Consider the following 13,405-nt stretch of genomic DNA (forward strand, 5'->3'; position numbering starts at 1 on the left):
GCCATCGTCGCGACGCTGTTGCACGCCCGCTTCATCGTCGGCTACGACTTGCCGGGCGATACCGGCACCGACTCCGGCGTCGACGCGACGCTGGACTGACGACGCCCCCGACGACGGGGCGTTGCAATCCATTTCTCGAGCAACCGAAGTACATCGCGCTGGCGAGTAACAATCCTTTTGAGTCCCACTGACAACCGTACGCAGGGTATGACAAATCTCGTGGCGGACGTCGCCGAGACCGTCGAGGAACATCCGGACTCGGCCGCGATCGCGTATGAGGGGACGGAACTGACCTACGAGGAGTTCTGGGAGCGAGCCGGCCGGTTCGCGCAGGCCCTCGAGGACCGCGGGATCGGCGAGGGCGACCGCGTCGGAATTTATCTGCCGAACCTGCCGCAGTTCGTCACGGCCTTCTACGGCACCCTGCGTGCCGGCGGGATCATCGTCCCGATGAATCCGCAGTATAAGGCCCGAGAGATCAGCCACATGCTCGGCGACAGCGGGGCCAAAGCGGTCGTTGCACTGGCCGATCTCGTCCCGAACGTCCTCGAGGTACAGGACGACACCGAGGTCGAACAGGTGATCAGCGTGGGTGCGGACGTCGAGGGAGCCACCGAGTTCGACGATTTCCTCGCGGACGACACCACGGGAATCGTCGACCGCGCGGACGACGACGTCGCGGTCCAACCTTACACGTCGGGGACGACCGGCACGCCGAAGGGGGTCCTGCTGACCCACCACAACCTGGCATTTACGACGCGAGCCAACGCCGGCGTCCCGCCGGGCGGCTTCCAGGCCTCCGACCGACTCATCGGCACGCTCCCGCTGTTCCACATCTACGGCATGTCCGTCGTCATGAACGGCGCGATGTACAGCGGCGGCACCTACTATCCCGTCCCCGAGTGGGACGCGCCGACGGTGATGCAGCAACTCGAGAACGACGAGATCTCGATCATATTCGCCGTTCCCGCGATGTTCAACGACATGATCAACCAGCCCGACGCCGCCGAGTACGAGTTCGAGGCGCTGCGCTTCGCCAACTCCGGCGGCTCGAGTCTGCCGATGGAGGTCCTCGACCGGTTCGAGGAGCTCTGGGGCGTCCAGCTCAACGAGGGCTACGGCCTGACCGAGACGAGCCCGGTCACGCACGCGAACACGAACGAGAACCGCCGGAAGGGGAGCATCGGTCAGCCCCTCGAGGGCGTCGAGGCGAAGATCGTCAATAGCGCGGAACGAAGTTCCGCTGACCATTCGGGCGGCTCGTCGCCGCCCGAAGACGAGGAGTTCGACGAGGTCCCGCGCGTCGAAGAGGGGCCGATCGACGAGGAGGAGGCCGACCTTCACGATATCACGGGCGAACTGGTCATCCACGGCCCAAACGTGATGAAGGAGTACTACGGGCTGCCGGAGGCCAACGAGGAGGCATTTACGTACGAGGACGGCAAACGCTGGTTCCACACCGGCGATATCGGCTACTGGGACGAGGATAACTTCTTCTACGTCGTCGACCGGGAGAAGCACATGATCGTCACGGGCGGCTACAACGTCTACCCGCGCGAAGTCGAGGAGTTGCTCTTCGAACACGAGGACGTCGCCGACGCCGCCGTCGTCGGGGTGCCGGACGAGCGCCGCGGCGAGACCGTCGAGGCGTTCATCGTGCCGACGCCCGACGCGGAGGCCACGCCCGAGGACATCAAGCAGTACTGTCTGACCAACCTCGCGGCGTACAAACACCCCCGCGAGGTGCGGTTCGTCGAGGAACTCCCGCGGACGACGACCGGCAAGGTCCAGAAGTTCGAACTCCGCGACGAGGACTGATCGGCTCCCTCGAGCGGGGTCGCACTCGATCGTGAACGAACGAGCGCTCGATCTCGAGACGGACTGCGCTCGAGTCGACGCCCGACAATCGTTCTCGTTTCCACCACGACCAGTGATCCAACTACCGAGTTAACAAAAACAAATTTCGTGCATATCCGAAGCTACTTTGTAAGACGACAACAACCGAACTACTATGGCATTCCAGCTATCCGCTGAGCACGAAGCGATCCGCGAGGCCGTCCGCGAGTTCGGTGAAAACGAGATCGAACCCGTCGCCGAGGAACACGACCGAGAGGGCAAGTACCCCGAGAACCTCCGCCGGAAGGCCGCCGAGTACGACTTCGTCGCGCCGAGCATCCCGCTCGAGTACGGCGGTGCCGGGATGGACAAGATCTCCTCGACGATCGTCACCGAGGAACTCTGGCGCGCGGATCCGGGGATCGGCTCCGCGATCGGCAGCGCCGGGTTCGGCTCGAACATGATCATGGAGTTCGGTGACGAGTGGATGAAAGAGGAGTGGTTGCCCAAGATCGCCGACGGCGAGATCGCGTCGGTGTCGATGATCTCCGAGCCCGCACACGGCTCGAACGTCGCCGGCATCGAGACGGTCGCCGAAAAGGACGGCGACGAGTACGTCGCCAACGGCAACAAGATGTGGATCACCAACGGGACCGTCGCCGACATCGGCGTCCTCATGGCCAAGACGAGCCCCGACGAGGGCCACAAGGGCATCACCGCCTTCCTCGTCGAGATGGACTGGGACGGCATCACGACCGACAAGATCGACAACAAACTCGGTATCCGCGCCTCCGACCTCGCGGAGGTCATTATCGACGACGTCCGTATTCCCGAGGAGAACGTCATCGGCGAGGTCGACAAGGGCTTCTACCAGCTGATGGAGTTCTTCGCCGCCGGTCGTGCCAACGTCGCCGCTCAGGCCGTCGGCGCTGCCCAGGGCGCGCTCGACGCCGCCATCGAGTACGCCAACCAGCGCGAGCAGTTCGACCAGAAGATCTCCGAGTTCCAGGCCATCCAGCACAAGATCGCCGAGATGGCCACCAAGGTCGAGGCCGCCCGCTCGCTGACGTATCGCGCGGCGACCCAGGTCGAGCAGAACAATCAGGACGTCGCCGCGCAGTACTCGAGCATGGCGAAGTACTTCGCGAGCGAGATCTCGGTCGAAGTCGCCGACGAGGGCATTCAGGTCCACGGCGGCTCGGGCTACGTGACGGACTACCCCGCCGAGCGCTACTACCGCGACGCCCGCATCACGAAGATCTACGAGGGCACCAGCGAGATCCAGAAGAACATCATCGCCGACCAGATCCTTTGACGTTCGCCGACCAGATCCTTTGACGTCCTCCACACGGCTGAAGCCGTAGGATTCCTCCGTGGGTAATCCGGCCAGCAGATTACCCCGGCTGTGAACTTGCGGGTTCGCCGACACTGGTTTGGTCTACCGGTCTCGACTGTTCCCCGAAACTCGCAGGTATCCAGTCGTGACCATTCCACTCCCAGTACGCACCGTTATCGGGTGCGTCCCTCTCGCGTTCAGCAGAGAGGGCAGCGGGCCGCGCCATCGGCCCCACTTCTGATTGCAGCAGGTTCCACGCTCCTACGACATCACTGTGTGCGTCTAGCTCGCAGTCGTGACAGCGGAATGAATCACCATCTCGAGTCACGTTATTGCTCTTGCACTCGGGACACTCGCTACTCGAATTACATTCACTCACGTGTTCGACGGTGATGCCAACGTCTCCCAGCGTGAGTTCAACGCGATCGATAAGTTGGCGGTACGACCAGAACGCGTGCGTCTTTTCGTTCACGTCCGCCGACCAATGCGTGTCCAACACATTGGTCAGGTCGCCCACGTACACAGTGTTCACATTCTGTTCTAAGAGCCAGTCCACGACGTGTTTCACCGCGGCGTCCCGACTGTGGTCGCGTTTCTCTCCCCGCTCATCATACACGCGTTGAATGCGCTTACTCGTGTCCTGATCTTCAGGGAGTTTCGATTGCAACTCGGCTATCAACTCGGACAAGCCGTGGAAGCGGTCATACTCTGGGCGAGCATGGTATACTGCGGTTTCTTGTGTGGTGGTGACGATGGCGAGTGTGTTGTTTGCACCTACGTCGATGGCTGCTGAGTGTGTCGTGTTCTCGGGGTCAAGTGTATGAGTATAGGCATCCAATTGCTGTTCTTGAATCTTGTCTGGCCGTATGCGAACCGGATGCTTGACACGAAGCGTGTCAGCAGCTTCGTCGTAGATAAGTTCCAACCGTGCGTCGTCACCGTTCCACTGTGGGTCACCACGGACTTCTAACGTGACGCGTTCTTGGTACTCGAAGTCGTACTTCTCTTTGAGGGCGTCACCGATGCCGAATTCAAGCGTACTCTCGTCTTCACCCCAGTCGAACTTCTACAAGTCGTTCCGGACGAGATCATGTAGTTGGTATCCTTCATTACGATTACCCCAGTATCCGGGTGGAGATGGTTTCTCCGTCACGGCGGAGTCTGAGTCGTCGTAGTGTTTGTCGAGCAAGCGGAAGTGGCTCCGCCATGCGTCACTGTTTTTCCGGGCGACTTGCTGGCAGGTTGCTTTACCAAGTATGGGCGCATACTCGTCGTATAAATCGGTGTACTCAGCGTCCCAGACATCGCCGTCCTCCCGGAAGTATTCTTGGCGGCGTCGGTAGGTGATTTGGTTCCACAAGGGGGCGTGAGCTGCCAACCACTCGAACAAACACTGCCGATACCGTTCGGTAGCGGGTGTAGCAGTATACTCGTTGGTACGTTGTGGTCGGTCGCTCACACATAAAATGCCGCAATGTTATCTTATAAATATTAGGATCACAGGCAGGCTACAGGTCGTGGTTGCCTTCAGAAGTAACGGATTCATCCCACGGCCAAAGCCGTGGGCTTTCCCCTATCTTCCATATAAGTCGGATCCATATCCGATCCGCAACCAGTTTTTCGGGCATTCAATCGGACGGCGATGACGACCAGCCTGCAGTCCGTTCTCGAGTTGGACATCACTGGAGAGCCCGAGAAAACGGAGAGTCGAGCGGGACCGTCGTTCGAAAACCGGACCGTCTGTCGCTACGGTTCCGGGACCCGAAACTCGACGGCCGCGCCCTGCCCGTAGCCGACGCACATCGTCGAGAGGCCGAGACCGCCGCCCCGGCGCTGCAGTTCGTGGAGCAGCGTGACGGGAAGCCGTGCGCCCGAGGCACCCAGCGGGTGGCCGATGGCGATCGCGCCGCCGTTGACGTTGAACCGGTCGTCGTCGAAGCCGAGTTCGTCCCGGCAGTAGATCGTCTGGCTCGCGAAGGCCTCGTTGAGTTCCACGAGGTCGTAGTCCGCTGCCGAGCGGCCGTTGCGCTCCCAGATGCCCTCCACCGCGGGCACCGGGCCGATACCCATCACCGTGGGATCGACGCCGGCGACGTTGTGATCCTCGATTTCCGCCATGATCTCGAGGCCGCGCTCCTCGGCGAACTCCTCGCTCGTGATCAGGACCCCGGCAGCGCCGTCGGAGACCTGCGAGGCGTTTGCGGCGGTGACGGTGCCCTCTTCCTCGAAGGCGGGCGGCAGGCCGGCGATCGTTTCCGTCGTCGTGCCGGGGCGGAGCCCCTCGTCCTCGGTGACGATCCCGTCCTCGATCTCGATCGGAACGATCTCGTCGTCGAACCTGCCGGCTTCGGTCGCCTCGACCGCGCGCTGCTGGCTCCGGGCACCGTACGCGTCCTGTTCCTCGCGGGAGATGTCGTACTTCCGTGCGACCTTCTCGGCCGTCTGGCCCATCGCGAGGCCGGCCGCGTCGTACTGCTCGGCGATGCCGGCGTAGGAGTCGATCCCCTTCCGGCGCTCGTTGCGGGACATGTTCTCGACGCCGCCCGCGACGATGACCTCGCGCTGGCCCGCTCGGATCGCGTCGCTGGCGCTCATGATCGCCTCCGCCGAGGAGGCACAGAGGCGGTCGATGGTGGTGCCCGGGACTCCCTCGCCGAGCTCGGAGAGGAGGGCGATGACGCGTGAGATATTGTTGCTCTGTTCGTTGACCTGCTTGGCACACCCCCACCGGATATCGTCGACGTCCTCGCCCGAGAGTCCCGTTCGCTCGAGCATCGTATCGACGAGCGGTACCGAGAGCTCCTCGCTGCCCGTTTCGGCGTACACGCCGCCGTGTTTCCCCTGTGGCGTCCGGACCGCCTGCACGATAACTGGCTGCCGATCGCTCATTGGTACTGTGTGACTCTCGCTCCGAACCCAAAGTAGCTCCGTTCTTCGTCATTCGACCGTGCATCGGTGGTTTAGTTAGCGGCCGACGAGGGACTGGACTCGTGTCCAGCACAGCGCGGATACGCCACGTGGACTGTTCCGACTGCTGCGCAGCGGCCCGCGGATCGCCACCGTATTCGTCCGGTTCGAGCGGTTTGTTCGAAAGGGAACGCTTTTGATAGTTTCCCCAGTGGCTTCACGTATGCAAGTCACGGTTCTCGGAGCCGGCAGTATGGGACACGGAATCGCACAGGTCTCCGCGATGGCGGGCCACGACGTGATCCTCCGAGACATCGAGGCGGAGTTCGTCGAGAACGGCCTCGAGGGGATCCGAACCAACCTCCAGGGCGGCGTCGACCGGGACAAGCTCACCGAGGAGGAGATGGACGCGGCCCTCGAACGCATCGAGGGGACGACCGACCTCGAGGAAGCCGTCGCGGACGCCGACCTCGTCGTCGAGGCGGTCCCCGAGGAGATGGACCTGAAGAAGGAGGTCTTCTCGGACGTCGAAGACGCCGCTGGCGAGGAGACGGTCATCGCCTCGAACACCTCCTCGCTGTCGGTCACGGAGATGGCCAGCGCGCTCGAGCACCCCGAGCGTGCGGTCGGGCTGCACTTCTTCAACCCGCCCCACATCATGGATCTGGTCGAGATCATCGTCGCCGAACAGACGGACGAGCGCACGGAGAAGTTCGCTATCGACTACGTGCAGGGTATCGAGAAGGAGGACGTCGTCGTCCGCGACACGGCCGGCTTCGCCACCTCGCGACTCGGCCTCGCGCTGGGGCTCGAGGCGATCCGGATGGTCGAGCAGGGGGTCGCCAGCCCGGCCGATATCGACGAAGGGATGGAGATCGGATACGGCCACCCGATGGGGCCCCTCGAGCTGACCGATCACGTCGGGCTGGACGTGCGCCTGCACATCGCGGAACACCTCCGCGAGGAGCTCGGCGAGCGGTTCAAGCCGCCCCAGTCCCTGCGCCGGAAGGTCCGGGCGGGCAACCTCGGCAAGAAAAGCGGCGAGGGCTACTACGTCTGGGAGGACGGCGAACGCGTCGGCATGAGCGGCGAGTGGGGCGGCGACGAGTGAGGATGTCGGCGCCGACCGAGATCGGTAGCGAGCGATAGCGGACCGATTCCACCCTGAACTAGTGGGGCAGTGCTTGTTACGGGCCCTCCACTGGTGGGGTGCCGTTCGAGACGACGGACGATCGGCGGTGACCGAGCCAGCTGCGACGCCGGATCGCGATCAAGACCCGGTCGAATCGTCGCTAATGCGGGTACTTTTAGCCGCCCCTGAGCAAGGGTGACGTATGTCTCTCGAGCCGAGCGCTGACCCGGCCGCCGACGGGCGAGCGAACTACGACTATCGGAGCGACGACGTCGATCGTCCGGCCCTGGTCGCGGACCTCGAGGAACTCGTCGACTGCGAGGTCCGGGCTGACTCCTATTCTCGCGAACTGTACGCGACCGACGCGAGCGCCTACGAGCTGACGCCGATCGCCGTCGCCTTTCCGGAGTCGACGGCCGACGTCGCGGGCATCCTCGAGTACTGCGCTGAACGGGAGATTCCCGCGCTCCCGCGAGGCGGCGGGACGAGCCTCGCCGGCCAGACGGTCAACCGGGCCGTCGTCCTGGATTTCACGCGGTACATGAACGAGATCCTCGCGATCGATCCCGAGGGCCGCACCGCGACGGTCCAGCCCGGGACGATCCTCGGGACGGTGAACGAGACCCTCGAACCACACGGTCTCAAATTCGCCCCGGACCCCGCGTGGGGCGACAAGAGCGCCATCGGCGGCGCGATCGGCAACAACTCGACCGGCTCGCACTCGCTGCAGTACGGCAAGACCGACGCCTACATCGAGGAGGTCGAGGCCGTCCTCGCCGACGGCACCGTCACCCGTTTCGGCGAGGTGACGCTCGAGGAGATCGGCGAGCGAGCCGATCCCGACGGCGACCTCGAATCCCGGATCTACGCCGAAGTCGAGCGGATCCTCGAGGAAGAGGCCGACCTGATCGAGGAGACCTATCCCGACCTCAAGCGCAACGTCTCGGGCTACAACCTCGACCGGTTGGTTGCGGAGGCGCGAGGGGAGGAACTACCGGGCGGTGAGGACACCGGCGAAGCGGGCACCGTCAACCTCGCGCGGCTGCTGGCCGGCAGCGAGGGCACGTTGGCGGTCGTCACCGAGGCGACCGTCTCGCTCGAGCCGATCCCCGAGACGAAGGCGGTCTCGCTGCTCTGCTATCCCGACCTCCACGAGGCGATGCGGGACGTCGAACCGATCCTCGCACACGACCCCGCCGCGGTCGAGGTGCTCGACGACGTGTTGATCGATCTCGCGCGCGACACCGCCGAGTTCGGCCCGGTCACCGAGATGCTCCCCGAGGGGACGAACGCCGTCCTGCTCGTCGAGTTCTACGCCGAGAACGAAGACCACGGCAGGGAGCAGGTCGCGGGCCTGCTCGCCGACCGCATCCCGTCGGCGACGCCCGCCGGGGAACCGGCCGCTGACGCGCCGAACAGCGACGGCGATATCCTCGCGATCGAGACGCTCGAGGCCTACGACGACGCTGAGCGCGCCACGCTCTGGAAGCTCCGCAAGTCCGGGCTCCCGATTTTGCTCTCGCGGACGACCGACGAGAAGCACATCTCCTTCATCGAGGACACGGCGATCCCGCCGGCGAAGCTGCCGGAGTTCGTCGAGCGCTTCGAGGAGGTTCTCGAGGAACACGACACCTACGCCAGTTTCTACGCCCACGCCGGCCCCGGCGTGCTCCACGTCCGGCCGCTCGTGAACACGAAGACCGAAGTGGGCCTCGAGCAGCTCCACGGAATCGCGGACGGCGTGACGGACCTCGTGGTCGAGCTGGGGGGGTCGGTCTCGGGCGAACACGGCGACGGCCGCGCCCGCACCCAGTGGAATCAGAAGCGCTACGGCCACGAACTCTGGGCGACCTTTCAGGACCTCAAGACGGCGTTCGATCCCGACTGGATCCTCAATCCGGGACAGGTCGTATTCCGCGAGGAGAATCCGACGGATCTGCGGGAGAACCTGCGGTTCGACCCCGACTACGAGTTCGAGACGGGCTTCGAGCCCGCGCTCGAGTGGGAGACCGACAACGGCATGCAGGGGATGGTCGAGCTCTGTCACGGCTGCGGCGGCTGTCGCGGCGAGCAGTCGACGACGGGCGGCGTGATGTGTCCGACCTATCGGGCGAGTCGGGAGGAGATTACGGCGACCAGAGGTCGCGCGAACGCGCTTCGACAGGCAATGAGCGGCGACCTCGAGCCCGAGGAAGCCGTTTCAGACGAGTTCGTCGAGGAGGTAATGGGGCTCTGTATCGGCTGCAAGGGCTGTGCCATCGACTGTCCGAGCGAGGTCGACATGGCGAAGCTCAAGGCCGAAGTCACCCACGAGTACCACCAGCGCAACGGCGCGAGTCTCCGGGATCGGCTCTTCGCCAACGTGTCGACGCTCTCGAAGTGGGGGAGCAGATTCGCGCCGCTGTCGAACGCCCTGCCGAAGCTCCCGGGCGCGCGCAAGGCGCTCGAGGTGGCCGTCGGAATCGATTCGGACCGGCCGCTGCCGACGTTCCACGCGGAGACGTTCCGGGACTGGTTTGATGAGCGAGGCGGCGCTCGCGTTCGCGAGGCCGACGCCACCCGCAAAGTCGTCCTCTACCCCGACACCTACACTAACTACAGCCACCCCGAGGCCGGCAAGGCGGCCGTTCGGGTGCTCGAGGCCGCGGGCGTCCACGTCGCCGTCCCCGACGACCTCGGCGATACGGGTCGACCGGCGTTTTCGAAGGGATTCCTCGAGAAGGCGGAAGACGCCGCCCGCGAGAACGTGAACGCGCTCGCCCCGCGAGTCGCGGACGGCTGGGACGTGGTCGTCATCGAGCCCTCCGACGCGGTCATGTTCCAGGGGGACTACCTCGATCTGCTCTCCACCAAGGCCGCCGAGACGCTCGCGAACGCCACCTACGGCGTCTGCGAGTACGTCGATGCGTTCCGGCTGGACGAGGAAATCGATTTCGACGAGCGTGCGACGACTCGAGACCTCGTCTACCACGGCCACTGCCACCAGAAGTCCGTCGCGAAGGACCACCACGCCGTCGGCGTGCTCCGACGGGCGGGCTACGCCGTCGATCCGCTCGATTCGGGCTGTTGCGGCATGGCCGGCAGTTTCGGCTACGAGTCCGAACACGCCTCGATGAGCGACGCCATCGCCTCGATCCTGTACGAGCAGGTCGACGAGAGCGGTGGTGACCGCGTCGTCGCTCCCGGCGCCTCCTGTCGGACCCAGCTCGAGAACAGACCCGGCGCGACCAAGGAGCCGCCGACGCCGATCGAAGTCGTGGCCGAAGCGCTCGACCGACGGTAAGTACGACACCCCGCACGGCACGCCGTTTTTCGCCGTTCGGCCGGCGGTCGTCTTCACGTGGAGCGAGTTCCCGACGGATGCGGCTCGATGGGAGTTCGACGCGTAGGCCACCGGACCCGGTAGTCCCGTCGGTGCCGATTGGGCGGAACGTATCGAGTCGGCGTCTTCGGGCGCGGTGACAAGTTTTCTTTACATTTATGTGGAGGGACCAACAACTGTCGCGTATGCCCAACACCCCGCTCAGGGCCTACGGTGCGCTCCTCGTCCTCGTCGCAGCGATTGCCAGTGGAATCGTTATCGCCGCCGGGTTCGTGGCGATCGAGTTCGTCCTCGAGACGATTACGGTCTGGGGCTACATCGGTGCCGTGGGCGTGATGGTCGTCTGCGGGTTCATCGGTGCTTTCGTCGATCTCCGAGGGATCCTCGAGCGGGAGTTCGTCGGAAAAGATCGAACAGAGTCCGACGCGGCTGACTCGAGCGACGTACCGACAGGGTCGTTTCTCCCCCTGCAGTACAGCCTGTTGTTGTTTCTGATCCCGGCACTGGCCGGTCCCGCGCTCGAGGTCGTAATCGGCAGCGTGCCCGCCGATCCGTCGCTCGGATCGCTCCTCATCCATCCGACGGTATTCGTCGTGATCTTCAACGGCGTCTACTACGGACGGACGCGCCGCGGTGCGGGCGGCGTCGTTGACGAACGCGACGTTCGAAACTTAGATCTCTCATTGGTCGTCACGGGAGCCGTCCTCCTCGGCTCGATCGTGGGCCTATACGGCTGGTACGCGATCAGTGGCGGAACCGTGCCACGGGAGATCGACGTCCTCGCTGCGATCGCCGTCGTCACGGTACTGACCGTCCTCGGCGCGACGGAGATACGCCAGCGTATTTGATACCGGCGTCCGACGTCCGAGCAAGGGATGGAGAACGACCTCCGGGACAAACGCACGGAACGCGGGCTCACCCAGCAGGAACTCGCCGATTCGGTCGGTGTGAGCCGTCAGACGATCTACGCGATCGAGAACTCGAAGTACGATCCGTCGCTGGAGCTGGCGTTTAAGCTCGCTCGTCGGTTCGACTGCGCCGTCGAGGATCTCTTCCACCCGGAACTGGACGATCCCTGAGGATCGACATCGCTCCTCGAGTCCGTCTCCGCACGACCAGCGGTGCCGTTTAGAGTCCGACCAGCTCGTCGTAGCGCGCCCCCGTCTGTTTCAGCGTCTCGGTCGAGTAGAGCCGCTCGTGATCGACGGGGAGGTAGTCGGCGGCGAGTTCGTCGATCTTCGCGTCGACGGCCTCGGGGTCGCGACCGTGGATCATCGTGAACAGGTTGTACGGCCACTCCTGCTCGGGCCGGCGCGGTCGGTGGTAACAGAGCGTCACGTAGGAGAGTTCGCCCGCGCGCTCGCCCCACTCGTCGAGGTCGTCGTCGGGGACGTCCCAGACGACCATGCAGTTGGCGTCGAACCCCGTCACGACGTGGTTGATCACGCAACCGATCCGCTTGAGACACCCGCTCTCGAGCAGGCGTTCGATAGCCGCGAGCACGTCCTCGACGGCGTATCCGACCGTTCCGGCGATATCGCGATACGGCGTCGCCGACAGCGGGAACCCGTCCTGGATCTCGAGGAGGAGTTCGGCCTCGATCGCGGAGAGATCGCCCGTGGCCTCCTCGCTGATCCGGGTGGCCGAGGAGTCGGTGCGCCGCGCCAGTGATTCGCGCGCGAACCGATCGCTATTGACGACGGGAAACTCGAGGTCGATGTAGTAGTCGGTCAGCATCGGCAGGTTCAGCACGTCACAGCCGGTTCGTGCCTCGATATCGGCGAGGATCTCGTCGCGGGCCTCGCGCGACCCGGCGGTGACGACGAACCACATGTTCCACTCGTGATCGCGGGCGTAGTTGTGGTTGACCTGTCGATACTCGTTGATGACGGTCGCGACCTCGTCGAAGCGGTCCGCGGGTGCCCGCACCGCGGCGAGCGTCGACGAACCGATCACGGGCGGGTTGAGGACGGCCCCGAACCGGCGGACGATTCCCGCCTCCCGGAGTGTGCGGATACGGTCGACCGCCGCCGATTCCTCGATCCCGAGGTCGGCGGCGACGCGGCGGAACGGGCGCGCTTCGATCGGAAAGCCGCTCTGATACCCGTCGATCAGCGCCGCGTCCACGTCGTCGATGGCCTCGCGCCAGTCCCCCGACAGGCTACTCATTGGTTTCCCTAGGGAGAAGGGGACCGTATCGTTTTCGGGTCTCGATAGCTCCCGGTCACAGTCCGACCGAGCGGTGATCCGCGAAGTCATTAATCGTGGACTGGCAGCATAATATATACTATCTGCTACTATATGGAACATGATTGATATCATGTTGATCTACTACCGTCACCAGTAGAGAACACACCGGGCAACTCACTCGCAATAGATGGAATTATATGCGTATATTCTACTATTTTATTCCCCATATAGCCGTTTGAGTTGCATGTATTTCCTGATAAACGACAATTTGACAAAGCCATTGGTTATCGACTACGGTTCGAAGGAGAGCGATATGAGATTGTAGAATGATATTAGTTTATCTGGTATCTTTGACCGATTGCCACGTCAGGGATCGTGAGCTGTGAGTCGATAGTAGCACGTTCTAATCGGTCGAATCGATGCCGTCGAATCGGAACCAACTGTGACCGCCAGACCCCGATGCTGGAGCGGGACGAATGCGTTCACAGCGCGTTCTCGAAGATCGTCTCGAGGTCTTCGGTGGTGGCGCGGCGGGGGTTGCCGACCAACAGTCGCTGGATCTCCTCGGTCTTTTCGGCGAGCCGCGAAACGTCGTCGCGCTCGACGCCGAGTTCGGCGAGCCCGGAGGGGATTCCGATGTCGTCACACAGCGCTTCGACCGCGGCCGCGGCGCGGTCGGCCG

Annotated in this window: 8 protein-coding genes and 2 pseudogenes; 6 read left to right on the forward strand and 4 right to left on the reverse strand. The window is 63.8% G+C overall.

From position 1 onward, the window contains the following. Positions 1 to 207: 207 nt before the first annotated feature. Complete coding sequence (locus PGX04_RS01950; RefSeq protein WP_273736980.1) at positions 208 to 1,818, forward strand: long-chain-fatty-acid--CoA ligase; 1,611 nt, start codon at positions 208 to 210, stop codon at positions 1,816 to 1,818. Positions 1,819 to 2,011: 193 nt separating this feature from the next. Continuing rightward, positions 2,012 to 3,151, forward strand: coding sequence for an acyl-CoA dehydrogenase family protein (locus PGX04_RS01955; RefSeq protein ID WP_273736981.1), 1,140 nt, complete (start codon positions 2,012 to 2,014; stop codon positions 3,149 to 3,151). Between the two features lie 79 nt (positions 3,152 to 3,230). On the opposite strand, the pseudogene PGX04_RS34320 reads toward PGX04_RS01955, so the two are convergent. Both PGX04_RS34320 and PGX04_RS01965 read right to left on the reverse strand, forming a co-directional pair. After that, a pseudogene (locus PGX04_RS34320) lies at positions 3,231 to 4,631 on the reverse strand (RNA-guided endonuclease TnpB family protein). Positions 4,632 to 4,918: 287 nt separating this feature from the next. Next, positions 4,919 to 6,061 carry a thiolase family protein gene (locus tag PGX04_RS01965; protein WP_273736983.1) on the reverse strand — a complete coding sequence of 381 codons (1,143 nt, stop codon included), beginning with the start codon at positions 6,059 to 6,061 and terminating at the stop codon, positions 4,919 to 4,921. A gap of 241 nt (positions 6,062 to 6,302) precedes the next feature. Between PGX04_RS01965 and PGX04_RS01970 the strand changes: the two genes are divergently transcribed. From PGX04_RS01970 to PGX04_RS01985, 4 genes are all read left to right on the forward strand, one after another. Beyond that, positions 6,303 to 7,190 (forward strand): 3-hydroxyacyl-CoA dehydrogenase family protein, encoded by an 888-nt coding sequence (locus tag PGX04_RS01970; protein ID WP_273736984.1) that lies wholly within the window; start codon positions 6,303 to 6,305, stop codon positions 7,188 to 7,190. 223 nt (positions 7,191 to 7,413) lie between these two features. Continuing rightward, on the forward strand, positions 7,414 to 10,494 hold the full coding sequence (locus tag PGX04_RS01975; RefSeq protein ID WP_273736985.1) for an FAD-binding and (Fe-S)-binding domain-containing protein: 3,081 nt from the start codon (positions 7,414 to 7,416) through the stop codon (positions 10,492 to 10,494). A gap of 224 nt (positions 10,495 to 10,718) precedes the next feature. Continuing rightward, on the forward strand, positions 10,719 to 11,381 hold the full coding sequence (locus PGX04_RS01980) for a hypothetical protein (RefSeq protein ID WP_273736986.1): 663 nt from the start codon (positions 10,719 to 10,721) through the stop codon (positions 11,379 to 11,381). 27 nt (positions 11,382 to 11,408) lie between these two features. After that, complete coding sequence (locus tag PGX04_RS01985; RefSeq protein ID WP_273736987.1) at positions 11,409 to 11,612, forward strand: helix-turn-helix transcriptional regulator; 204 nt, start codon at positions 11,409 to 11,411, stop codon at positions 11,610 to 11,612. A 49-nt stretch (positions 11,613 to 11,661) separates the two neighbouring features. Here the strand turns inward: PGX04_RS01985 and ahbB are convergent, their stop codons facing one another. Continuing rightward, complete coding sequence (gene ahbB / locus PGX04_RS01990; protein WP_273736988.1) at positions 11,662 to 12,702, reverse strand: siroheme decarboxylase subunit beta; 1,041 nt, start codon at positions 12,700 to 12,702, stop codon at positions 11,662 to 11,664. A 503-nt stretch (positions 12,703 to 13,205) separates the two neighbouring features. Further along, positions 13,206 to 13,405: pseudogene (locus PGX04_RS01995) on the reverse strand (iron-containing alcohol dehydrogenase); the annotation flags it as partial.

This window comes from Natrinema soli, from assembly GCF_028618695.1.

What these genes read in the sequence shown, in the direction of transcription:
- PGX04_RS01965 (WP_273736983.1), bottom strand. Translation starts at nt 6,061, where the DNA reads ATGAGCGATCGGCAGCCAGTTATCGTGCAGGCGGTCCGGACGCCACAG.
- PGX04_RS01950 (WP_273736980.1), top strand. Translation starts at nt 208, where the DNA reads ATGACAAATCTCGTGGCGGACGTCGCCGAGACCGTCGAGGAACATCCG.
- ahbB (WP_273736988.1), bottom strand. Translation starts at nt 12,702, where the DNA reads ATGAGTAGCCTGTCGGGGGACTGGCGCGAGGCCATCGACGACGTGGAC.
- PGX04_RS01955 (WP_273736981.1), top strand. Translation starts at nt 2,012, where the DNA reads ATGGCATTCCAGCTATCCGCTGAGCACGAAGCGATCCGCGAGGCCGTC.
- PGX04_RS01985 (WP_273736987.1), top strand. Translation starts at nt 11,409, where the DNA reads ATGGAGAACGACCTCCGGGACAAACGCACGGAACGCGGGCTCACCCAG.
- PGX04_RS01970 (WP_273736984.1), top strand. Translation starts at nt 6,303, where the DNA reads ATGCAAGTCACGGTTCTCGGAGCCGGCAGTATGGGACACGGAATCGCA.
- PGX04_RS01975 (WP_273736985.1), top strand. Translation starts at nt 7,414, where the DNA reads ATGTCTCTCGAGCCGAGCGCTGACCCGGCCGCCGACGGGCGAGCGAAC.
- PGX04_RS01980 (WP_273736986.1), top strand. Translation starts at nt 10,719, where the DNA reads ATGCCCAACACCCCGCTCAGGGCCTACGGTGCGCTCCTCGTCCTCGTC.